The organism is Serratia sp. CY47280 (assembly GCF_052168655.1).
GTDB classification, from domain to species: Bacteria; Pseudomonadota; Gammaproteobacteria; order Enterobacterales; family Enterobacteriaceae; genus Serratia; species Serratia bockelmannii.
Map to the genome: position 1 here is coordinate 333,391 of NZ_JBJNMG010000002.1, position 22,539 is coordinate 355,929.

General features: G+C 57.9%; 19 protein-coding genes, 6 tRNA genes and 4 other RNA genes. 25 read left to right on the top strand and 4 right to left on the bottom strand.

Annotation, left to right across the window (positions count from 1 at the left end):
• Positions 1–114 precede the first annotated feature (114 nt).
• Together sucC and sucD are read left to right on the top strand one after the other, a co-directional pair.
• Positions 115–1,281 (top strand): ADP-forming succinate--CoA ligase subunit beta, encoded by a 1,167-nt coding sequence (sucC, locus tag ACJ8J4_RS10965; protein WP_025301883.1) that lies wholly within the window; start codon positions 115–117, stop codon positions 1,279–1,281.
• A complete protein-coding gene (sucD, locus tag ACJ8J4_RS10970; RefSeq protein ID WP_004939878.1) occupies positions 1,281–2,153 on the top strand; it encodes a succinate--CoA ligase subunit alpha in 873 nt (290 codons plus the stop codon). The genes sucC and sucD overlap by 1 nt, the downstream gene beginning before the upstream one ends.
• A gap of 72 nt (positions 2,154–2,225) precedes the next feature.
• Here the strand turns inward: sucD and ACJ8J4_RS10975 are convergent, their stop codons facing one another.
• The gene (locus tag ACJ8J4_RS10975; RefSeq protein ID WP_264383870.1) at positions 2,226–4,124 is read right to left on the bottom strand and encodes a bifunctional metallophosphatase/5'-nucleotidase; all 1,899 of its coding nucleotides are present in this window, start codon (positions 4,122–4,124) and stop codon (positions 2,226–2,228) included.
• 683 nt (positions 4,125–4,807) lie between these two features.
• On the opposite strand from ACJ8J4_RS10975, the gene cydA reads away from it, so the two are divergent.
• The 23 genes from cydA (at position 4,808) to pnuC (ending at position 17,533) form a co-directional block, all read left to right on the top strand.
• Positions 4,808–6,376, top strand: a complete 1,569-nt coding sequence (cydA, locus tag ACJ8J4_RS10980; RefSeq protein WP_019454034.1) for a cytochrome ubiquinol oxidase subunit I — start codon at positions 4,808–4,810, stop codon at positions 6,374–6,376.
• Between the two features lie 14 nt (positions 6,377–6,390).
• The gene (gene cydB / locus ACJ8J4_RS10985; RefSeq protein WP_019454033.1) at positions 6,391–7,530 is read left to right on the top strand and encodes a cytochrome d ubiquinol oxidase subunit II; all 1,140 of its coding nucleotides are present in this window, start codon (positions 6,391–6,393) and stop codon (positions 7,528–7,530) included.
• Positions 7,531–7,547: 17 nt separating this feature from the next.
• The gene (gene cydX, locus ACJ8J4_RS10990; protein WP_004939868.1) at positions 7,548–7,661 is read left to right on the top strand and encodes a cytochrome bd-I oxidase subunit CydX; all 114 of its coding nucleotides are present in this window, start codon (positions 7,548–7,550) and stop codon (positions 7,659–7,661) included.
• Entirely contained in the window at positions 7,661–7,957 is a 297-nt protein-coding gene (gene ybgE / locus ACJ8J4_RS10995; protein WP_025301885.1) for a cyd operon protein YbgE, read from the top strand. The genes cydX and ybgE overlap by 1 nt, the downstream gene beginning before the upstream one ends.
• Before the next feature lie 130 nt (positions 7,958–8,087).
• Complete coding sequence (gene ybgC, locus ACJ8J4_RS11000) at positions 8,088–8,492, top strand: tol-pal system-associated acyl-CoA thioesterase (RefSeq protein ID WP_025160034.1); 405 nt, start codon at positions 8,088–8,090, stop codon at positions 8,490–8,492.
• Complete coding sequence (gene tolQ / locus ACJ8J4_RS11005; protein WP_004939862.1) at positions 8,489–9,172, top strand: Tol-Pal system protein TolQ; 684 nt, start codon at positions 8,489–8,491, stop codon at positions 9,170–9,172. Before ybgC ends, tolQ begins: the two co-directional genes overlap by 4 nt.
• A 12-nt stretch (positions 9,173–9,184) precedes the next feature.
• On the top strand, positions 9,185–9,613 hold the full coding sequence (tolR, locus tag ACJ8J4_RS11010; protein WP_004939859.1) for a colicin uptake protein TolR: 429 nt from the start codon (positions 9,185–9,187) through the stop codon (positions 9,611–9,613).
• A gap of 81 nt (positions 9,614–9,694) precedes the next feature.
• The gene (gene tolA / locus ACJ8J4_RS11015) at positions 9,695–10,921 is read left to right on the top strand and encodes a cell envelope integrity protein TolA (protein ID WP_025301886.1); all 1,227 of its coding nucleotides are present in this window, start codon (positions 9,695–9,697) and stop codon (positions 10,919–10,921) included.
• A 136-nt stretch (positions 10,922–11,057) separates the two neighbouring features.
• A complete protein-coding gene (tolB, locus tag ACJ8J4_RS11020) occupies positions 11,058–12,350 on the top strand; it encodes a Tol-Pal system beta propeller repeat protein TolB (protein ID WP_025301887.1) in 1,293 nt (430 codons plus the stop codon).
• A 44-nt stretch (positions 12,351–12,394) separates the two neighbouring features.
• Positions 12,395–12,904 carry a peptidoglycan-associated lipoprotein Pal gene (pal, locus tag ACJ8J4_RS11025; RefSeq protein ID WP_025160033.1) on the top strand — a complete coding sequence of 170 codons (510 nt, stop codon included), beginning with the start codon at positions 12,395–12,397 and terminating at the stop codon, positions 12,902–12,904.
• Between the two features lie 9 nt (positions 12,905–12,913).
• A complete protein-coding gene (gene cpoB / locus ACJ8J4_RS11030) occupies positions 12,914–13,708 on the top strand; it encodes a cell division protein CpoB (RefSeq protein WP_025301888.1) in 795 nt (264 codons plus the stop codon).
• Between the two features lie 178 nt (positions 13,709–13,886).
• Positions 13,887–13,962, top strand: a tRNA-Lys gene (locus ACJ8J4_RS11035).
• A 131-nt stretch (positions 13,963–14,093) separates the two neighbouring features.
• Positions 14,094–14,169 (top strand) — tRNA-Val (locus tag ACJ8J4_RS11040).
• A 7-nt stretch (positions 14,170–14,176) separates the two neighbouring features.
• Positions 14,177–14,252: transfer RNA gene (locus ACJ8J4_RS11045), tRNA-Lys, on the top strand.
• Positions 14,253–14,267: 15 nt separating this feature from the next.
• A non-coding RNA gene (locus ACJ8J4_RS11050) (RtT sRNA) lies at positions 14,268–14,379 on the top strand.
• A 151-nt stretch (positions 14,380–14,530) separates the two neighbouring features.
• Positions 14,531–14,606: transfer RNA gene (locus ACJ8J4_RS11055), tRNA-Lys, on the top strand.
• 35 nt (positions 14,607–14,641) lie between these two features.
• A tRNA-Val gene (locus tag ACJ8J4_RS11060) sits at positions 14,642–14,717 on the top strand.
• 6 nt (positions 14,718–14,723) lie between these two features.
• Positions 14,724–14,799: transfer RNA gene (locus tag ACJ8J4_RS11065), tRNA-Lys, on the top strand.
• A gap of 75 nt (positions 14,800–14,874) precedes the next feature.
• Positions 14,875–14,999: non-coding RNA, RtT sRNA (locus tag ACJ8J4_RS11070), on the top strand.
• 76 nt (positions 15,000–15,075) lie between these two features.
• Positions 15,076–15,200: non-coding RNA, RtT sRNA (locus ACJ8J4_RS11075), on the top strand.
• Between the two features lie 75 nt (positions 15,201–15,275).
• Positions 15,276–15,400, top strand: a non-coding RNA gene (locus ACJ8J4_RS11080) — RtT sRNA.
• A 325-nt stretch (positions 15,401–15,725) separates the two neighbouring features.
• Positions 15,726–16,787 carry a quinolinate synthase NadA gene (nadA, locus tag ACJ8J4_RS11085; RefSeq protein ID WP_015376982.1) on the top strand — a complete coding sequence of 354 codons (1,062 nt, stop codon included), beginning with the start codon at positions 15,726–15,728 and terminating at the stop codon, positions 16,785–16,787.
• Positions 16,788–16,807: 20 nt separating this feature from the next.
• Positions 16,808–17,533 carry a nicotinamide riboside transporter PnuC gene (pnuC, locus tag ACJ8J4_RS11090; RefSeq protein WP_049295176.1) on the top strand — a complete coding sequence of 242 codons (726 nt, stop codon included), beginning with the start codon at positions 16,808–16,810 and terminating at the stop codon, positions 17,531–17,533.
• Between the two features lie 35 nt (positions 17,534–17,568).
• Here pnuC and zitB read toward each other — a convergent pair whose 3' ends face one another.
• From zitB to ACJ8J4_RS11105, 3 genes are read right to left on the bottom strand one after another with little or no spacing between them, the layout of a single operon-like run.
• Positions 17,569–18,531, bottom strand: a complete 963-nt coding sequence (gene zitB / locus ACJ8J4_RS11095; protein ID WP_049208985.1) for a CDF family zinc transporter ZitB — start codon at positions 18,529–18,531, stop codon at positions 17,569–17,571.
• Positions 18,531–21,731, bottom strand: coding sequence for an ATP-binding protein (locus ACJ8J4_RS11100; protein ID WP_264383871.1), 3,201 nt, complete (start codon positions 21,729–21,731; stop codon positions 18,531–18,533). The genes zitB and ACJ8J4_RS11100 overlap by 1 nt, the downstream gene beginning before the upstream one ends.
• Positions 21,728–22,333, bottom strand: a complete 606-nt coding sequence (locus ACJ8J4_RS11105; RefSeq protein WP_089180635.1) for a response regulator transcription factor — start codon at positions 22,331–22,333, stop codon at positions 21,728–21,730. The genes ACJ8J4_RS11100 and ACJ8J4_RS11105 overlap by 4 nt, the downstream gene beginning before the upstream one ends.
• Between the last annotated feature and the right edge of the window lie 206 nt (positions 22,334–22,539).

Sequence of the window (22,539 nt, forward strand, 5' to 3'; positions counted from 1 at the left end):
GCCGGGCGCGGCGTGCCGCGCCCGCACTCTGTGCTATGTGGCCGGAAAACCATGCGGTTTACCGCGTAATAATGGTCCGGCTAAAAACCTTCAGAACTGAATGGATAGAACATCATGAATTTACACGAATATCAGGCAAAACAGCTGTTTGCTCGGTATGGCATGCCGGCACCAACCGGTTACGCCTGTACCACTCCGCGTGAAGCAGAAGAAGCCGCATCCAAAATCGGCTCCGGCCCGTGGGTGGTGAAATGTCAGGTTCATGCTGGCGGCCGTGGTAAAGCGGGCGGCGTTAAAGTCGTCAACAGCAAAGAAGATATCCGTGCTTTCGCGGAAGCCTGGTTGGGCAAGCGTCTGGTGACTTACCAGACTGACGCGCTGGGCCAGCCGGTTCACCAGATCCTGGTAGAAGCGGCGACCGACATCGATAAAGAGCTGTACCTGGGCGCGGTAGTGGATCGTTCTACCCGTCGCGTGGTGTTCATGGCGTCTACCGAAGGCGGCGTGGAAATCGAGAAGGTGGCGGAAGAAACCCCAGAACTGATCCACAAAATGACCATCGATCCGCTGGCGGGTCCACAGCCTTATCAGGGCCGTGAGCTGGCCTTCAAACTGGGTCTGACCGGTAAGCAAGTCAGCCAGTTCGCCAAGATCTTCATGGGCCTGGCGACGCTGTTCCTGGAGCGCGATCTGGCGATGGTTGAGATCAACCCGCTGGTGATCACCAAGCAGGGCGATCTGGTGTGCCTGGACGGCAAACTGGGCGCCGACGGTAACGCCCTGTTCCGCCAGCCGGAACTGCGTGAAATGCGTGACCCTTCGCAGGAAGACGAGCGCGAATCCCGTGCTGCTCAGTGGGAGCTGAACTACGTTGCCCTCGACGGCAACATCGGCTGCATGGTTAACGGCGCCGGTCTGGCGATGGGCACTATGGACATCGTTAAACTGCACGGCGGCGAACCGGCCAACTTCCTGGACGTTGGCGGCGGCGCGACCAAAGAGCGCGTGACCGAAGCGTTCAAAATCATCCTGTCCGATGACAAGGTGAAAGCGGTTCTGGTTAACATCTTCGGTGGTATCGTACGTTGCGATCTGATCGCCGACGGCATCATCGGCGCAGTGGCCGAAGTGGGCGTTAACGTCCCGGTCGTGGTGCGCCTGGAAGGGAACAATGCCGAACTGGGCGCCAAGAAACTGGCGGACAGCGGCCTGAATATCATTGCTGCGACCAGCCTGACTGATGCGGCTCAGCAAGTTGTTGCAGCAGTGGAGGGTAAATAATGTCCATCTTAATCGATAAAAACACCAAAGTAATTTGCCAGGGCTTCACCGGTAGCCAGGGGACTTTCCACTCCGAACAAGCTATCGCTTACGGCACCAAAATGGTTGGCGGCGTCACCCCGGGCAAAGGTGGCACTCAGCATCTGGGTCTGCCGGTGTTCAACACCGTGCGCGAAGCGGTTGAAGCGACCGGCGCGACTGCCTCGGTCATCTACGTTCCAGCGCCGTTCTGCAAAGACTCCATCCTGGAAGCGATCGATGCCGGCATCAAACTGATCATCACCATCACCGAAGGCATCCCGACCCTGGATATGCTGACCGTGAAAGTGAAGCTGGACGAAGCCGGTGTGCGCATGATCGGGCCGAACTGCCCTGGCGTGATCACCCCGGGCGAGTGCAAAATCGGCATCATGCCTGGCCACATCCACCTGCCGGGCAAAGTGGGCATCGTTTCCCGCTCCGGTACCCTGACCTATGAAGCGGTGAAACAAACCACCGATGCCGGTCTGGGCCAGTCCACCTGCGTGGGTATCGGCGGCGACCCGATCCCGGGCTCCAACTTCATCGATATCCTGAAGATGTTCCAACAGGATCCGCAGACCGAAGCGATCGTGATGATCGGTGAGATCGGCGGCAGCGCTGAAGAAGAAGCGGCAGCTTACATCAAAGAACACGTCACCAAACCGGTTGTCGGCTACATCGCCGGCGTAACCGCGCCGAAAGGCAAGCGTATGGGCCACGCGGGCGCCATCATCGCAGGCGGCAAGGGCACAGCGGACGAGAAGTTTGCTGCGCTGGAAGCGGCGGGCGTGAAAACCGTTCGCAGCCTGGCGGACATCGGCGACGCGGTAAAAGCGGTGCTGAAGCGCTAAGATCTTAGTACGAAATAATAATATCTCGACATGTTTGGCCACCCATTGGGTGGCCTTTTTTATGGGCGAAGATCAGAAATCGTTGAGTGCTTTGATCAGCGCGATCCGATCCTGCAGGCGGCGCTGTTGTACCGGATCCGCGGTAGTTTGCCGCTGTTTTTCCAGCGAGGTGAGGGCGGTGCGGTAATCGTCGGCGTTGCGGAACAGCGCGTCTTTGACGTTGATCGAGGCGACGTTGGTGTAGCGGCCATCGTCGGTGGTCGGCACTTGGATAACGCCTTCATTGAGCAACCGTTTGACGATCGCCCGCTGCGGTTCGTACCCCTCCAGGCCGACCAGCTTCCAGCGCTGCGGCGTCACGCCCTGATACTGGCCGTGTTTCACTTCCGTCAGGTAGCGCAGAGCCAGGTGGCGAATAGTGCCTTCTTCTTCACCGTATTGCGCTTTGCTGTCAAACAGCACCGGGAAGGATTGCCCCTCCAGCGCGCCGCCCTTTTGCGTCAGGTGGCCCATGCGGTAACTGTTCATGCCCAGGCGGATCGGCATGTCGTCGGTGACCGGCGTCCCGTCCGCCAGACGCAGATCGACGATGCGCGAGCCGGCGGGCTGGCGCAGATCGATGGTGTAAGTGACGCCGTCGAAGAAATCGTTGGTGGAATATTTGGACGATCGCCGCGCCGGGTTAAAGCTGTAGGTGACGTCGCCCGGCTGCAGCTGATTGAAATAGTCGGCGGACCACTCCATGTAGCGTTTAAGCGCTTTGCCGTTGAGCTGATACACGGTGATCTCGCCACCGGCGTATTGGTAGTTAAAAGCGATGTCCTTAGCTTTGATGTCGCCGACGTCCAATTTGGCGCGATCGTTGTCGATCTGCAGGGCAATCACCTGCGCCAGCGGCGCATAGTGGCGGGCGGCCTGCTGGAACAGCGCGCTGATGCCGGTATCCTGCACGTGTACCTGAGGAATGCCGCGAAACTCGTCGGCGGGCACCAGATCGCTGCCGCTCAGCTTCGCCACGACCCGGTTGGCGTTGGCGCGCAAAATGTCATGGTACGGCTGGTAGAGCGCTTGCATGGCGCTGTCCGGCGCCAGCCCTTTGATCGGGTAGGTGTAGCTGTTTTTGTCGATCAGCGTGAATTTGCCGTCGCGGCGTTCAAACTGCAGGTCGATGCGCGACAGCGCGCGGCCGTATTTATCCGGCTCGGTGATGATGACGCCGTTAACCACCGCTTTGTCGATCTTCACATGCATGTGGCCGGCGACGATCGCCGCCAGCTCCGGGTTGGCGTTGGCGATGTCGGCCACGCCGGTGCCGGGGCGCTGGTTCTCGTTGTCGATGCCCATATGCGCCACCAGCACGATCGCGTCGACCTGGCTGTCGATTTGCCTGATGACCTGTTTCACTGCTTGCACCGGATCGGTGAAGTTCAGCCCTTTGATGCGATCGGTGCCCTTGGCGAATTCCGCGGTCATCGGCGTATCCATACCGATAATGCCAATTTTCACGCCCTGGCGTTCGACGATGGTGTAGGCCGGCAGGTAAGGCTTGCCGTTGTCCCAGACGATATTGCCCGCCAGCGCCGCGCCTTTGAACTGCTTGAGCGGCGTAGCCAGTACCGGCAGGCCGAAGTCGAACTCGTGGTTACCCATCACCCAGACATCATAATTGAGCGCGTTGAGGCCCAGCATCATCGGGCTGACGGCCTCATGCTTGAAGGTTTCGACGAAATTGCCCTGAATGGTGTCGCCGGCGTCCACCAGGATCAGGTTGGGCTGCTCGGCCCGCACCTGTTTGACCTGAGTGGCTATCTGGCTCAGGCTGCCCGCCAGATTTTCCGTGTCGCTGGCGTAGTCCCAGGGCACGAAAGTGCCGTGCAGATCGGAAGTACCCAGTAAGGTGATATTTACCGTTTCGGCGGCCATGACGTTTCCCGAGAGTCCCAATACAGAGGCAAAGATGATTTTTTTCATAAGTTATTGTCACTCAATGTAATTTTAACATTAGTGGTCATTTTGCTACAAAATCGCAACCTTTACGATCCCATCGCGAGAAATAGACTAATATTGGAGAGAGATTTGTTGTTTTGTGACTGCTATCACTGTCACGGCTTATTGGAAATAAAAGGTTAATTATGTCGCATAATAAGCGCGTAATAATACAATGGCGGCTCTTTTAAATTACATTTATTTAACACAAAAATATCATTAAAAAACAATTAAACCATTGCGCAACATGACCCTAAGAAAATTACGCGAAATGTGCTGATGAATATGGAAATAAGATGCGGATAGGCTTAAATTGTCTCAGATCAAATTAGCCCGAAGTACCTCTTTCGGCTAAGATTTGACCTGTAACCAAAAGTCTAACCCACGTCACGTAAAAACCTATTTATTGTGTGGGATTGGGCGAGTATCATCCATGTTGTGATTATGGATGGTTGATCTTGTTGCATTTGTTACCCGTTGTCGGTTTTCAGTGGCGTGCTTGTCGAGGGCCCGAGGGGCTATTGGCCGAGTGTGCGGTTGAAAGCGGAGAAGCTGGATCAAATTTGTTGTGTTTAAGGGCATTCACTGCGGGGCGTTACTGGCAGCTTTGAAAGAAGCGTGCCGATAACCGCGTGTCGGAGTCTTCCTGCGAGGAGCAAGGAGTCAAGATGTTTGATATTGTCGAACTGTCGCGCTTACAGTTTGCTTTAACGGCGATGTACCATTTCTTATTTGTCCCATTAACGCTCGGTATGGCGTTCTTGCTGGCAATTATGGAAACGGTATATGTCCTGTCTGGCAAACAAATTTATAAAGACATGACCAAATTCTGGGGAAAGTTATTTGCGATTAACTTTGCTCTGGGTGTGGCCACCGGTTTGACCATGGAGTTCCAGTTCGGGACTAACTGGTCGTATTTCTCTCACTACGTCGGCGATATCTTCGGGGCCCCTCTGGCTATCGAAGGTCTGATGGCGTTCTTCCTTGAATCGACGCTGGTCGGCCTGTTCTTCTTCGGCTGGGATCGTCTGAGCAAGGTGCAGCACATGGCGGTAACCTGGTTCGTGGCTCTCGGCTCCAACCTGTCCGCGCTGTGGATCCTGGTCGCCAACGGCTGGATGCAGAACCCGATCGCTTCGGATTTCAACTTCGAAACCATGCGCATGGAGATGGTCAGCTTCTCCGAACTGGTGCTTAACCCGGTTGCGCAGGTGAAATTCGTTCACACCGTGGCTTCCGGCTACACCTGCGGCGCGATGTTCGTGCTGGGTATCAGTTCCTACTATCTGCTGAAAGGCCGCGACATCGCCTTTGCCAAGCGCTCCTTCGCCATCGCTGCCAGCTTTGGTATGGCTGCCATTCTGTCCGTTATCGTTCTGGGTGATGAATCCGGCTACGAAATGGGCGACGTGCAGAAAACCAAACTGGCCGCTATCGAAGCGGAATGGGACACTCAGCCGGCGCCGGCCTCCTTCACCCTGTTCGGCATTCCCGATCAGGACAAGATGGAAAACTCCTTCTCTATTCAGATCCCGTATGCGCTTGGCCTGATCGCCACCCGCTCCACGGACACTCAGGTCACCGGCCTGAAAGATCTGATGGCGCAGCATGAAGTGCGTATCCGCAACGGGATGAAAGCCTACCAGCTGCTGGAAGAGCTGCGCGGCGGCAATACCGATCCTGCGGTGCGTGCCGAATTCAACAAAACCAAGCAAGACCTGGGCTACGGCATGCTGCTGAAGCGCTATACCCCGAACGTCACCGACGCGACGGAAGCGCAAATCCAGCTGGCGACCAAGGACTCCATTCCGCGCGTGGCGCCGCTGTACTTCGCCTTCCGCATCATGGTGGCCTGTGGCGTGATCATGCTGTTGATCATCGGCCTGTCGTTCTGGAACGTGATCCGCGGCCGCATCGGCCAGAAAAAATGGCTGCACCGCGCGGCGCTGTACGGTTTGCCGCTGCCTTGGATCGCGATCGAGTCGGGTTGGTTCGTGGCGGAATACGGCCGTCAACCGTGGGCGATTGGTGAGGTGCTGCCGACGGCGGTCGCCAACTCTTCGCTGACCGCGGGCGACATTCTGTTCTCAATGGGGCTGATCTGCGGCTTGTACACCCTGTTCCTGGTGGCTGAATTGTACCTGATGTTTAAGTTTGCGCGTCTGGGTCCAAGCAGCCTGAAAACCGGCCGCTATCACTTTGAACAACCGACTGCCGCCGTGCAGGAAGCGCGCTAAACAGGAGTCCACGTATGTTTGACTATGAAGTACTGCGATTTATTTGGTGGGTCCTGGTTGGCGTACTGCTGATCGGCTTCGCCGTCACCGACGGTTTCGACATGGGCGTCGGCATTCTGGTGCGCATCATCGGGAAAACCGATACCGAGCGCCGGGTGATGATCAACTCCATCGCCCCGCACTGGGACGGTAACCAGGTGTGGCTGATCACCGCCGGCGGCGCGCTGTTCGCCGCCTGGCCGATGGTCTACGCAGCGGCCTTCTCCGGCTTCTACGTCGCCATGATCCTGGTGCTGGCCGCCTTGTTCTTCCGCCCGGTCGGTTTCGACTACCGCTCCAAGCTGGAGAGCAGCCGCTGGCGCAACATGTGGGACTGGGGCATCTTCATCGGCTCCTTCGTGCCTGCAGTGGTATTCGGCGTGGCGTTCGGTAACCTGCTGCAGGGCGTGCCGTTCCACATGGACGAGTACATGCGCCTGTTCTACACCGGCAACTTCTTCCAACTGCTGAACCCGTTCGGTCTGTTGGCGGGCGTGGTCAGCCTGACCATGCTGGTCACTCAGGGCGCGACCTACCTGCAAATGCGCACCACCGGCGAGATCCACCTGCGTTCACGCGCTGCGGCACAGATCGCGACGCTGATCATGGCGGTATGTTTCCTGCTGGCGGGCGTATGGCTGGTGAAAGGCATCGACGGCTTCGTTGTGACGTCGGCGTTGGACACCCTGGCGGAATCCAACCCGATGCGTAAAGAAGTGGCGCATCAGGCCGGTGCTTGGCTGATCAACTTCAACAAGTATCCGCTGCTGTGGGCCTTGCCTGCACTGGGCGTAGTGCTGCCGTTGTTCACCATCCTGTTCTCGCGTCTGGAGAAGGGCGCGCTGGCGTTCGTCACCTCGTCGTTGACCATCGCCTGCGTCATCCTCACCGCCGGGGTCACCATGTTCCCGTTCGTGATGCCGTCGAGCACTGTGCCTAACGTCAGCCTGACCATGTGGGATGCGACCTCGAGCCTGTTGACGCTGAAAGTGATGACCGTCGTGGCTGCGATCTTCGTGCCTATCGTTTTGGCGTACACCAGCTGGTCGTACTACAAAATGTTCGGTCGCCTCGACAAGAACTACATCGAAAACAACAAGCATTCGCTGTACTAAGGATAAGGAGCTAAACCATGTGGTATTTTGCCTGGATTCTCGGAACGCTTCTTGCCTGCGCCTTCGGCATTATCACGGCGCTGGCGCTTGAGCAGAGCGAAGCGACCAAAGCTCAGCAAGACGGTAAGTGATGAGCTCGTCCGTGATTGACAAGCTGTACGCTGTCACCGACAAGGGCCCGATCCGGGCCCTTTCCCTGGTGCTGGCGTTGATTTTGGCGGGGTGCGTGTTCTGGGATCCGACGCGTTTCGCCGCCAAAACCAGCTCGCTGGAGATTTGGGAAGGGCTGTTGCTGATTTGGGCGGTGTGCGCCGGGGTGATCCACGGTTTCGGATTCCGCCCGCAGCGCAGCGTCTGGCGCGCTTTTTTCGCGCCGCTTCCCGCCATTGTGATCTTGTTCGCAGGATTACTTTACGTTTCTTTATAATCTCCCCGATGTCCCCTTGTTATGGGCCCTCACGGCCCATAATTATTTTCATTCCCATCTTGTAACCCATTCCCAACCCGATCCGTCTTGCGTATAGTAGCAGCGTTAAATTGCATTGCTGGGAAGTAGAGTGAGTAATACGTTGTTTCGATGGCCGGTTCGCGTTTACTACGAGGATACCGATGCCAGTGGTGTGGTCTATCACGCCCGCTACGTCGCCTTTTTTGAAAGAGCGCGCACAGAGATGCTGCGTCAGCACAACTTTCATCAACAGCAGCTGCTCAGTGAACAAGTCGCTTTTGTCGTCCGGCGCATGACGGTGGATTATCTGGCTCCGGCTCGTCTCGACGAGCAACTGGAAGTCCAGAGTGAAATCACCTGTCTGCGCGGGGCTTCTCTCACGTTTGCTCAACGCATTGTCAATTCTGACGGGGCCCTACTGAGCCAGGCAGATGTCCTGATTGCCTGTATTGATCCACACCAAATGAAGCCAAGAGCGCTTCCTAAGTCTATTGTCGCGGAGTTTAAGCAGTGACTGACATGAACATCCTAGATTTATTCTTGAAGGCGAGCCTGCTGGTTAAGCTTATCATGTTGATTTTGATATGCTTCTCGGTAGCTTCTTGGGCGATCATCATTCAGCGCACCCGCATCCTCAATGCGGCGACGCGTGACGCCGAAGCCTTTGAAGACAAATTCTGGTCCGGTATCGAGCTTTCCCGTCTGTACCAGGAAAGTCAGGCGCGTCGCGATAGCCTGACCGGTTCCGAGCAGATCTTCCATTCCGGCTTCAAAGAGTTCGCCCGCCTGCACCGCGCCAACAACCATGCGCCGGAGTCGGTGATCGAAGGGGCGTCGCGCGCGATGCGCATTTCGATGAACCGCGAGCTGGAAACGCTGGAAACCCATATTCCATTCCTCGGCACCGTCGGTTCGATCAGCCCGTACATCGGCCTGTTCGGCACCGTGTGGGGGATCATGCATGCATTTATCGCGCTGGGCGCGGTGAAGCAAGCCACGCTGCAGATGGTGGCGCCGGGTATCGCCGAAGCGCTGATCGCCACCGCGATCGGTCTGTTCGCCGCTATCCCGGCGGTAATGGCCTACAACCGCCTCAACCAGCGCGTCAACAAGCTTGAGCAGAATTACGACAACTTTATGGAAGAGTTCACCGCTATTCTGCATCGTCAGGCCTTCTCCAGCGACAGCAAATAAGTAGGAGGTAGCATGGCGAGAGTACGTGGACGTAGTCGGCGCGAGCTGAAGTCCGAAATTAACATCGTTCCGCTGCTCGACGTGTTGCTGGTGCTGCTGCTGATCTTTATGGCAACCGCGCCAATCATCACGCAGAGCGTGGAGGTTGACCTGCCGGACGCCACCGATTCCAAAACGGTGTCCAGCGATGACAATCCGCCGGTGATCCTTGAGGTTTCCGGCGTAGGTCAATACACCCTGGTGGTGGATCACAACCGTATGGAGCTGCTGCCGCCTGAGCAAGTCGCGGCCGAAGCCAAGTCGCGTTTGGCGGCTAACCCGAAAACGGTCTTTTTGATCGGCGGTGCGAAGGAAGTCCCTTACGATGAGATTATCAAGGCATTGAATATTCTCCATCAGGCGGGCGTAGCTTCCGTGGGGCTGATGACCCAGCCGATCTGACCGTAAGGCGAACGGCAACCCGGTTCCTGCGCTGTGGCCCAGGAACCCCGTATAAGCAACACCAGTTTTTGGGAATCTATTTTGGTAAAGGCAACTGAGCAAAACGATAAGCTGAACCGCGCCGTTATTGTTTCGGTCGTTCTGCACTTCATATTGATTGCCCTGCTGATTTGGGGATCGCTGCAGGAAAAGGTCGACATGGGCGCCGGCGGTGGCGGTGATGGCACCGTGGTGGGCGCAGTGATGGTCGATCCTGGCGCGGTGGTGGAGCAATACAACCGCCAGCAGCAGCAGAGCAACGATGCGCAGCGTGCCGAGAAGCAGCGCCAGAAAAAGGCGGAGCAACAGGCCGAAGAGCTTCAGCAGAAGCAGGCGGAGCAGCAGCAGCGCCTGAAGGAGCTGGAGAAAGAGCGTTTGGCGGCGCAGGAGAAAGCTGCGCAGGACGCCAAGGCGCAGGCTGAGCAACAGCAGAAGGCAGCGGAGCAGCAGAAACAGGCCGCCGAGCAGCAAAAAGCGGCGGAAGCCGCCGCAGCCAAGGCCAAAGAGCAACAGAAGGTCGCCGAAGCCGCCGCCGCCAAGGCGAAGGCCGAAGCGGAAAAGGTCGCCAAGGCACAGGCGGACGCGCAGAAGAAAGCCGAAGCGGAAGCCAAGAAAGAAGCGGCCGCCGCTGCCGCCGCCAAGAAACAGGCGGAAGAGGCGAAGAAAGCCGCAGCTGCCGCCGCAGAGCAAAAAGCCGCAGAGGCCGCGGAGAAGAAAGCGGCCGCTGAAGCCGAGAAAAAAGCCGCAGCGGAAGCCGAGAAGAAGGCTGCCGCTGAGGCAGAGAAGAAAGCGGCCGCCGCTGAGAAAGCTGCGGCAGCCAAGAAAGCCGCTGCGGACGCCAAGAAGAAGGCCGCCGCTGAGGCTGCGAAACAATCGGATGAAGTTAGCGATCTGTTTGGCGGCCTGGCGGACGGCAAGAACGCGCCGAAGGGCGGCGGTGCCAAATCGAAAGGTGACGGTAAACCGGCCGGGCAGGGCAATGCCAAGGCGGCAGGCGCCAGCGGGGCGGATATCAATGGTTATATTGGGCAGGTTAAAAACGCGATTGAAAGCAAGTTCTATGACGCCAGTTCGTTCGCCGGAAAAACCTGTGACCTGCGTATCAAGCTGGCGCCGGACGGCCTGCTGATAAGTGTACAACCGGCGGGAGGCGATCCGGCATTGTGCCAGGCCGCGGTGTCTGCCGCCAAGTTGGCGCATATACCGAAGCCGCCGAGCGATGCCGTTTATCAGCATGTTAAGAATGCTACCCTTGAATTCAAACCTTAATAATGGTTGTTTGAGCTGAGTAAGATCACAGGGATGTACTAAGGTAACCAACAGGGATTATGTAGTTTTACGTAAGTTGGTTTGTTAAAATTCTGCTAATTTATCGCAGGCATCCCGCCTGGATAAGGGAGATGAGATGAAGCAGGCATTTCGAGTAGCGCTAGGTTTTTTAATTCTGTGGGCGTCCGTGTTGCACGCGGAAGTTCGCATTGAAATCACCCAAGGGGTCGACTCCGCTCGCCCGATTGGCGTGGTGCCGTTTAAGTGGGCGGGCCCAGGCACGCCGCCGGAAGATATCGGCAAGATTGTCGGCGCGGATCTGCGCAACAGCGGCAAATTCAACCCGATCGACGTGGCGCGCATGCCGCAGCAACCGACCTCCGCGTCTGAAGTGACGCCGGCGGCCTGGACTGCATTGGGCATCGACGCCGTGGTTGTCGGCCAGGTTCAGCCTGGCGCCGACGGCAGCTACCTGATCTCCTACCAGCTGGTGGACACCTCGGGTTCGCCGGGCACCGTATTGGCGCAGAACCAGTATAAAGTGACCAAACAGTGGTTGCGTTATTCTGCCCATACCGCCAGCGACGAAGTGTTCGAGAAGCTGACCGGCATCAAGGGCGCGTTCCGTACCCGTATCGCCTACGTCGTGCAGACCAACGGGGGGAAATTCCCGTATGAGCTGCGCGTAGCGGATTACGACGGTTACAACCAGTTCACGGTGCACCGTTCGCCTGAGCCGCTGATGTCGCCGGCCTGGTCGCCGGACGGCAGCAAACTGGCTTACGTGACCTTCGAGAGCGGCCGTTCCGCGCTGGTGGTACAGACCCTGGCTAACGGCGCTATCCGCCAGATCGCCTCGTTCCCGCGCCACAACGGTGCGCCGGCGTTCTCTCCGGACGGCAGCAGGCTGGCGTTCGCGCTGTCCAAGAGCGGCAGCCTGAACCTGTACGTGATGAACCTCGGCTCCGGCCAAATCACGCAGCTGACCGATGGTCGCAACAACAACACCGAACCGACCTGGTTCCCGGATGGCCAGTCGCTGGCGTTTACCTCCGACCAGGGCGGGCGTCCGCAGATTTATAAAATCAGCGCCAGCGGCGGTGCCGCACAGCGTCTGACGTGGGAAGGCTCTCAGAACCAGGATTCTGAAGTTAGCTCCGACGGTAAATTCCTGGTGATGGTGAGCACCAACAGTGGTGCACAACACATCGCCAAACAAGATCTTGGATCGGGCGCCGTTCAGGTTTTGACCGGCACCTTCCTGGATGAAACGCCTAGTATTGCGCCAAACGGCACCATGGTGATCTATAGCTCCACGCAAGGTATGGGCTCCGTGCTGCAGTTGGTGTCAACTGATGGGCGTTTCAAAGCGCGTCTTCCGGCAACTGATGGACAGGTCAAATTCCCTGCCTGGTCGCCGTATCTGTGATGCATGTGTAAATATGTATGGCAAACTATAAAAGGATCAAAGAAATGCAACTGAACAAAGTGCTGAAAGGGCTTCTGCTGGCACTGCCAGTTCTGGCTGTAGCAGCTTGTAGTTCTAACAAAAGCGCGAACAACGACCAATCTGGTATGGGCGCTGGCACTGGTATGGAAAACGGCAGCAGCAACCTGTCTTCCGAAGAACAAGCTCGTCTGCAGATGCAAGAACTGCAGAAGAACAACATCGTTTACTTCGGCCTGGACAAGTATGACGTTAGCTCCGAATTCGCTCAGATGCTGGACGCGCACGCTGCATTCCTGCGTAACAACCCGTCTTACAAAGTGACCGTTGAAGGCCATGCTGACGAACGCGGCACGCCGGAATACAACATCGCTCTGGGTGAGCGCCGTGCTAACGCCGTTAAAATGTACCTGCAGGGTAAAGGCGTTTCCGCTGACCAGATCTCTATCGTTTCTTACGGTAAAGAAAAACCAGCAGTACTGGGCCACGACGAAGCGGCTTATGCTAAAAACCGTCGTGCCGTTCTGGTTTACTAAGAGAATCGCATGAACAGTAACTTCAGACGTCACCTGTTGAGTCTGTCGTTACTGGTTGGCGTAGCGGCCCCCTGGGCCGCTACTGCCCAAGCGCCAATCAGTAATGTCGGCTCCGGCTCGGTCGAAGACCGCGTCACCTCGCTTGAGCGCATCAGCAATGCTCAAGGCCAGCTTTTAAACCAACTCCAGCAACAACTCTCTGATAACCAACGCGACATTGATTCTCTCCGTGGGCAAATCCAGGAAAGTCAGTATCAGTTGAATCAGGTGGTTGAACGCCAGAAGCAAATCTATCAGCAGATGGATAGCCTCAGCCAGGGCGGCGCTCAGAGCGCCTCTGCGGCCGCGGGCACTGCCGGTGGGGCAGCCGCAGGCGCATCTTCCGATGCGGGCAGCAGCGCGCCTGCAGCCGCGTCTGCAACGCCGAGCGGCGGTGATGAGAACAGCGACTACAACGCCGCTGTTTCTCTGGCGCTGGAAAAAAAACAGTATGACCAGGCGATTTCTGCCTTTCAGTCCTTCGTAAAACAGTACCCGAAGTCTACCTATCAGCCCAACGCCAATTATTGGCTGGGTCAGTTGTTCTACAACAAGGGTAAAAAAGACGACGCGGCCTACTATTTTGCGGTGGTGGTGAAGAATTACGCTAAATCACCGAAGGCGCCGGACGCCATGTACAAGGTGGGTATCATCATGCAGGAGAAAGGGCAGGCCGATAAAGCCAAAGCCGTGTTCCAACAGGTGATTAAACAATACCCAACCAGTGCGGCGGCCAAACAGGCGAAAAGTCGCGTAGGCGGTTAACAGTCAGAAAAATGAGCCCAGAAGTTAGTCGATTTGACCGATTTCTGGGCTCATTCGCGTGAAGAACAAGCAGTTGAACGCATCGGTAAAAAATTTAGGTTGCGCTGCCAAGATAAATTAGTAATATATGCCGCCGTTGCCAAGACATCTTGCAAGATGTTAAAGCGGCAGGGAAATTGGGTCGTTAGCTCAGTTGGTAGAGCAGTTGACTTTTAATCAATTGGTCGCAGGTTCGAATCCTGCACGACCCACCAATTTTGAAGCAAGAAATGAAGTGGAATCGGGAAGGATAACATCACGAAGTGATGGCCCGTCAGGGCGAGGCTAAAGGCCGAGTCATCCTGCACGACCCACCAATTTCTGAAGTAGCAGTAACCACAACAGTGGGTGATTAGCTCAGTTGGTAGAGCATCTCCTTTACACGGAGGGGGTCGGCGGTTCGAGCCCGTCATCACCCACCACTGTTATGGGTCGTTAGCTCAGTTGGTAGAGCAGTTGACTTTTAATCAATTGGTCGCAGGTTCGAATCCTGCACGACCCACCATTCTTCGCGAATGGCTGCGATAGAGAATCGTAAAGGATGAGAACCGTAAAGGTTCGAGTCTCGCGCAGCGAGACAACATCACTCCGGTGATGGCCCGCAAGGGCGAGTTATCCTGCACGACCCACCATTCTTTAAGAATGGCAGCTTCAGAATCGGTTTGATGTGGCAAGTAAAGGTCCGAGTCGAGTACCCGTCGAGTTGTCCTGAACATCCCCATCCTTGTTTTCCGCGAGTCGGTTCCAATAACCTATTCGCCATCAGCAGTAAACCACATCAGTGGGTCGTTAGCTCAGTTGGTAGAGCAGTTGACTTTTAATCAATTGGTCGCAGGTTCGAATCCTGCACGACCCACCACTTTTTGAGAGTGAAAATAGCAGTACCACAGCAGTGGGTGATTAGCTCAGTTGGTAGAGCATCTCCTTTACACGGAGGGGGTCGGCGGTTCGAGCCCGTCATCACCCACCACACTGCGGGTCGTTAGCTCAGTTGGTAGAGCAGTTGACTTTTAATCAATTGGTCGCAGGTTCGAATCCTGCACGACCCACCAATTCAGAAAAAAGCGCCTTTTGGCGCTTTTTTCGCATCTGCGCCACCTGACTCTACCTTTATCTTCTTGCTGACATAGCCTTCTGAGTCGTGCGGGTGAGATCCTGCGTTCAGGTTCGAGCATCGCGCAGCGATACGACAACGCGCAGCGTTGCCCGTAGGGTGAGGTCACAGGCCGAATCAATCCTGCACGACCCACCAATTCAGAAAAAAGCGCCTTTTGGCGCTTTTTTCGCATCTGCGCCCACCTGACTCTACCTTTATCTTCTTGCTGATATAGCCCACTGAGTCGTGCGGGTGAGATCCTGCGTTCAGGTTCGAGCATCGCGCAGCGATACGACAACGCGCAGCGTTGCCCGTAGGGTGAGGTCACAGGCCGAATCAATCCTGCACGACCCACCCATTCAGAAAAAAGCGCCTTTGGGCGCTTTTTTCGTTTCTGTAACATCCAAACCTGACCTCGTCTTCTTGCCAACATAGCCCACTGAGTCGTGCGGGTGAGATCCTGCGTTCAGGTTCGAGCATCGCGCAGCGATACGACAACGCGCAGCGTTGCCCGCAGGGTGAGGCCAAAGGCCGAATCAATCCTGCACGACCCACCCATTCAGAAAAAAAGCGCCTTTGGGCGCTTTTTTCGTATCCGCATCACCGCAATCTGAATCCGCTGCTTTCTCGTTTCAACACGACACCGACTATCATCCCGCTCTTTTCTGAACGGCTATACGTTCTCCTCAGGCTGTTAATCCGCTGTGAACTGCGCGGCTAATGCCTATGTTTTTAATCTATTAAACATTGAGTGCGCAAAATTGAAAATATCAGCGGACTTTTCGCGCGATTTTAGGTATTTTGTTTAGTATATAAAACTAAGGGCGTTGCGGTAGGCGATATTCACGCGGCAGGCGCCCAGCCTAGCATGAGATTGCAGCGATGAGTGAAATGTTTGATGTCAATGCGGCGGTGTATCCCTTCCCGCCTAAACCGGTACCGCTGGACGTAGCCGAAAAAGCCTTTTATCGCGAGAAGATCAAAACCCTGCTCAAGCAGCGCAATGCGGTGATGGTCGCCCACTATTATACCGATCCGGAAATCCAGGCGCTGGCGGAAGAAACCGGCGGCTGCGTGGCGGATTCGCTGGAAATGGCGCGCTTCGGCAGCGCGCATCCTGCTTCCACGCTATTGGTGGCCGGCGTGCGTTTCATGGGGGAAACCGCCAAAATCCTCAGCCCGGAAAAGCAGGTGCTGATGCCGACGCTGTTTGCCGAATGTTCGCTGGATCTGGGCTGCCCGGAAGAGGAGTTTCATGCGTTTTGCGACAGCCATCCCGATCGCACCGTGGTGGTCTATGCGAACACTTCGGCGGCGGTCAAAGCGCGCGCTGACTGGGTGGTGACCTCCAGCATCGCCGTCGAATTGATCGAGCATCTGGATAGCCTGGGCGAGAAGATCATCTGGGCGCCGGATCGTCATCTCGGCAGCTACGTGCAGAAGCAGACCGGCGCTGACGTGTTGTGTTGGCAAGGCGCCTGCATTGTCCATGACGAGTTCAAGACCCAGGCGCTGCGGCGCATGAAGGCGCTTTATCCGCAGGCGGCGATCCTGGTGCATCCCGAATCGCCTCAGGCGGTGGTCGAGCTGGCGGATGCGGTGGGCTCTACCAGCCAACTGATCCAGGCGGCGAAAACATTGCCGCATCAACAGCTGATTGTCGCCACCGATCGCGGTATCTTTTACAAGATGCAGCAGGCCTGCCCGGACAAAGAGTTATTCGAAGCACCGACCGCCGGAGAAGGCGCGACCTGCCGCAGCTGCGCGCATTGCCCGTGGATGGCGATGAATGGCCTGAAGGCAATTGCCGAAGGGCTGGAGCAGGGGGGCGCGCAGCATGAGATCCACGTGGACGCCGCGCTGCGTGAGAAGGCGCTGGTGCCGCTGAATCGCATGCTGGATTTCGCCGCTCAGCTTAAGATGCAGGTTAAAGGCAACGCTTAACCGTTTAAAAGGATGACCTCATGAGCTTTTTCAGTACCAGCAATATTCTGGTGCACATTCCGCTTGGTGCAGGCGGTTACGATCTGTCGTGGATCGAAGCTATCGGCACATTGTTCGGGTTGCTGTGCATCTGGTACGCCAGCAAGGAAAAAATCATCAACTACCTGTTCGGCCTGATCAACGTCACGCTGTTCGCGGTGATTTTCTTCCAGATCCAGCTGTACGCCAGCCTGCTGCTGCAGCTGTTTTTCTTCGGCGCCAATATTTACGGTTGGTATGCCTGGAGCCGCCAGACCCAGGATAATCAGGCCGAGCTGCAGATCCGCTGGCTGCCGCTGCCGAAAGCGTTGGCCTGGGTGGCGGTCTGCGTCATCGGCATCGGCCTGATGACCTTTAACATCGACCGCGTGTTCGCCTGGCTGACGCAGGTTGCGGTGGCGGTGATGCAAGGGCTGGGGCTGAACGTGCAGATGCCTGAGCTGCAGCCGGACGCGTTCCCGTTTTGGGATTCGGCGATGATGGTGCTCTCCATCGTGGCGATGATCCTGATGACGCGCAAGTACGTGGAAAACTGGCTGCTGTGGGTGGTTATTGATGTCATCAGCGTGGCGATCTTCGCCTACCAAGGGGTGTACGCGATGGCGCTGGAGTACGTCATTCTGACGCTGATCGCCCTGAACGGCTCCTGGCTGTGGATCAAGAGCGCCGGGCGCAACCATTCCAATCCGTTATCTTCCGCTCCGTAACAACGCAGAGGGCGCCGTGGTGGCGCCCTCTTGGCTTAGTGGCGATGTCCCAGATGGGAATGCGCTTCGGCATGTGAGTGTTCACTCGGCTCCGGCGCCCGGTTGATACCGCAGTCCGGCGTCTCGCAGTGCTGGTACTCCATCTGAATGGTCACGTGGCCAATTTTGTAGTGTTCCAACAGATAAGCCTGAATGCGTTGCAACAGCCCATCGTGGTCATGCGGCGGGATCACCTGCGCATGCAGCGTCATCAGCTTCTGGTCGCCAATCTGCCAGACGTGTACGTGGTGGATGTTGCGCACTTCCGGGATATTCAGGCACAGGTCTTTTTGCAGCTTGGCGATGTCGATCTCCTGCGGCGTGCCTTCCAACAGTTCGTGGAAACTCTCCTTCAGCAGTCGCCAGGCGCTGCGCAGCACCAGACAGGAGACCAGCACCGACAGGATCGGGTCAATCGGCGTCCAGCCGGTGGCAAGAATGACGATGGCGGCGACGATGGCGCCCACCGAGCCGAGCAGGTCGCCCAACACATGCAGCGCGGCCGCCCTCACGTTGATATTTTTCTCTTCGCTGCCGCGATGCAGCAGCCAGAAGGCGAACAGGTTCGCCAGCAGCCCCGCTATGGCGATGATCAGCATCGGAGTACCCATCACCGGCTGTGGTTCGAAGAAACGCCGTATCGCCTCCCACAGGATGAATACCACGATCACCAGCAGCGCCGCGGCGTTGAGGAAAGCCGCCAGGGTAGTGAGGCGCAGATAGCCGAAGGTATGGCGCGCGTTGGGCTTGCGCTGGGAAAAGTGCACCGCCATCAGCGCCACCAGCAGCGCGGCGGCATCGGTCAGCATGTGGCCGGCATCGGCTAACAGCGCCAGCGAGCCGGACAACAGGCCGCCGACCACCTCGGCCACCATAAAGACCGCGGTGACTAAAAAAGCGGTCAGTAGGCGTTTACTATTACTGTCTTTCGGCAGGTGTACGTGTGGAGTGTCCGACATTATTCATCCTTATGCATAGCGAAAGAGGGGGCGGCGGCGAGCAGAGCGTCCAGCTCCGGTTCTATCTGCGCCACTAACGCCTTTAATTTAGTATAAGCGGCGGCGGCAAGCTCGCCCCGACGTGCGGTATCCACCAACTGCTGGCACAGCTGCGCGGCTTCCGGCAGCTGCAGCATCAGCAGGCTGCCCTTGATGCGGTGCGCCGCCTGCTCCAGGCGCGGCCAGTCGTGCGCGTCGACGGCGTCTGCGAGCCGCTGCCGGTCTTGCCGCAGCGTATCGCCGAGCGTCTGCGCCAGCCGCTGCAGCATGGCGCGATCGCCACCCGCCATTTCGGCCAGCGTTTGCCGCAGGTCAGTAAGGACTGACTTTTCTTCCTGAGCCTGCGGCTGTTGAGCCAATACCTGGCCGATCGCCGCCAGTGAAATCGGTTTGGTCAGGAAGTGGTCGATCGCCACCAGCCCCGGCGGGATGCGGGTAAACTCCTGCACGTCTGCCGAGCAGAGCACGATGCGGCAAGGCGGGCGCTGCAGCCGCTGTTCGTCGCGTCGGATCAGTCTGGCCAGCGTCAGGCCGTCCGGGCGCGGCATGTTATAGTCGATAAACAGCAGATCGAACGGCTGTCGGCGCTGGGCCTTCAGCAGCGCATAGCCTTGTTCGAAGCGGGCCGGCTGTAATCCGAAGTGGCGCAGTTGGCGTTCCATCAGCAACAGATTGGTGGGATGATCGTCGATCAGCGCGGTACGTAAGGCGGAAGACGGCAGAGCAAAGGTGCGCTCTGCCGGGGCGACAGCCGGCAGCGCGCCGCTCAGCTCGACCGGTATCGCGACCTTGACACGGGTACCGACGCCCGGCTGCGAGTGCAGTTCGATGCGGCCGCCCATCTGTTCGACGATTTCTTTGCAGATCGACAGCCCCAAACCGGTGCCCTGCACCGAGATGCGTTGCGCGCCGCGTGCACGGTAAAACGGTTGGAACAGCTTGCCTATCTCATCGGCGGCGATGCCGCAGCCGCTGTCGTTCACCGTCAGATGCAATTCCCCCTGCCGCTCATCCTGCGCGTGCCAGCCGACCTCGACCTGAATGGTGCCGCGCGGCGTGAACTTTATCGCGTTGTTTATCAAGTTATTAGCCACCTGAAGTAAACGCTCACCATCAATAATCACCGCCTCCGGCAGCGCCGGATCCGCCACTACGCTCAGCGTCAACGGCCGTTCGCCGATCAGCGGCCGGTAGAGGGCGTCGATGCGCGCGACCCAGGGGCGCAGCGCCACCGGTTTCGGCGCCAGCGTCAGCGAACCGGTTTCCAGCCGAGCGTGATCCTGCAGGTCGTTGAGCAGGTTGAGCAGCGAAGAGGCCGAGCTGTATATCACCGGCAGGCCTTCCTGCGCGGGTTGGCGTTTGAGCTCCAGTTCCAGCAGGCCGAGGATGGCGTGCATCGGCGTGCGCAACTCGTGGCTGACGGTGGCGAGGAATTTGCTCTTCATGCGGTTTTCCGCTTCGGCGCGGCGGCGCGCCTGCTCGAGCTCTTCGCGTTCGCGTTTTTCACGGCGCTGCAGCATGAAACGGCGCAGCGTCAGCGCCAACAGCAGCACGGTGGCGGCGGCCAGCAGCGCCAGCAGCCAGGTAGTCTGCGGTGGCATGCGGTTATCGTTCACCGCATCGATCAGGTTGCTGCGATCGACGATCCACTCGTCGCGCAGCGATTGCAGGGTGTCCGCCGGGATCTGCATCAGGTTCTTATCGAGGATTGCCAGTAGCAGCGTCTGATCGCGACGCACGCCGAAGGCCACCGGATAGGGGATATTGTTGGCGGCGAAGGCCAGTTTGATGGCGCCGGAATAGCGCGACAGCGCCAAAAAGTTGGCGGAAATGACGTTATCCACCAGCGCATCCAACTGGCCGTTGGCCAGCGCGTCGTACATCGACTTGCTGTCGGCGAAGCTGACGGTCTGCTCCTGTTCCGGTACCAGCCCCTGCGCCAAATCGCCCTGCAGCACGCCGATGCGCTTACCGGCCAAATCGCTCCAGGTTGAGATGCCGTTGGCGTATTGGCCGATGTAAACGCCCCACAGCGAACGGTGGATCGGCATGCTGGCGCCGTAGCGCGCCTTGACGCCGCGCGCCAGCGGCAGGGCGGCGCGGAAGCTGGCCTGGCCGGACTGCACCAGCTCATCGGCCTGCTCGGCGTTGCGCGCCCACAGCGGCGCGAAACGCAGTCCGGTGTTTTGCGCGATGATGTTGAGAATGTCGATGGCGTAGCCACGCGGCTGGCCGTCGGAGCCGCGGTAGGCGAACGGGAAGTTGTTCTCGATGGCGGCGTAGTAAACCACGCGGTGGCTCGCCACCCAGTTTTTCTCCATCGCCGTCAGATCGGCATTGCCGGTGTCGAGGTAGCTGGGGATCTTTTTGCTCCAGCGGCTCTGCAGGGCATTCATCAGCTCCATCGGCGCGTCGGCGATGGCGGTGTCCAGCGTGTCTATCAGGCGCGGATCGGCGGCGGCGAACACGAAGGAGAGGTTGCCCAGGTTCTCGTTGCTTTCAATCTGATAGAGCTGGCCGAGCTGCAGCTGGTCGATGATAAAGCTGGCGCTGGCCTCGTCGGCGATAAAGTAGTCGCTGCTGCCGTTGAGCAGCGAATAGACCGCCTGCAGGTTGTTGTCGTAGCGCTGGATCTGCGATGCCACCGCCTGCAGGGCGCCGCCGGACTGCATGTCGGTCAGCGCGCCGATCGCGACGCGGGCGTTGGCGGAATTGAGCATCACCGGCCGATCGTTGCTGCGATCGCGCAATACGCGCAGATTGCTGACGTAGTAGGGCTGAGAGATCTCCAGCCCGTGCAGCGCTTCACTCTGCGGGATGCCGTACAGCAGATCGACCTTGCCGTCGTGCAGCGCCTGCTCCAGCTGCGTCAGGTCGGCGAAGCCGTAAATGGCGAAGCGGATGCCGGTCACCTGCTGAATATAGCCGAGGTAGTCGGCGTTCAGCCCATACAGATCGTCGTCCACGATGATGTTGTATGGGCTGGTGTTCTCACTGATGATGCCGACGCGCAGCGTGCGATCGCGCCAGGGATTTTTCTCGCCGACGATCAGCATGTTCTCGGGGGTATTCAGGTTGCTGACCAACTGATAGCGCACCGGCTCCGCCGCCTGCGCCAGGCCGCACCACAGGATCAGCAGCAGCAGGGCGCGGCGCATCATGGCGCCAGCTCTTTAAACACCGCCACCAGCTCCAGCAGGTTGCCGGCGCCGGTTTTACGCTGGATGTTTTTTTTGTGCGTGCTGACGGTCTTGTTGCTGATGTGCAGCCGGTCGGCGATCTGCAGGTTGGACAGCCCCTGGCTCAGCAAGCCCAGCACCTCGAGCTCCTTGGGGGTGAGCTGCCCGCCGTCCGCCGTCGGCGGCTCTTCGGCCAGCGCGGCGGCGGGGAAGCGGGTTTCACCGTCCAGCACCTGCTCGATCGCCTGCACCAACTCCGCCAGCGAGCTGCCTTTATTGACGAAACCGTCGGCGCCGGCGGCATGCGCCATGCGCGCATAGACATCGGCTTCCTGCGCGGTATAGATCAGGATTTTTTGTTGCGGATAGCGGCGGCGGATTTTTTTCAACAGCTGCAGCCCGTCGGCCTGCGGCAGGCCGATATCCAGGATCACCAGGCCAAAAGCGGCCTCGGCCAGCAGGGCCAGCGCCTGTACGTCATCCTGTGCCGCCTGCAGGTGGTAGGGACGGGATGATTTCATTAGCGCCGCTTCCAGTGCGACATGAACCACCGGGTGGTCATCAACTAATAGCAGAGAGGGCATGTTCAACTCGGGTCACTTTATATTCTGATCGCTAGCATAGCGAAAAAGGAGGCTCTGCGCTCGCCAGATGAAACAGCACAATCTGCTGTTAATTTGGCGGTTCCAGCGGTGGGGGGCAAAGGTGATTTACAGCGCCATTCTCACAGGCTAGATTGTTGGGATCTACACCGTTACGCACTGCGAAATACCCCACGATACCGAATGGA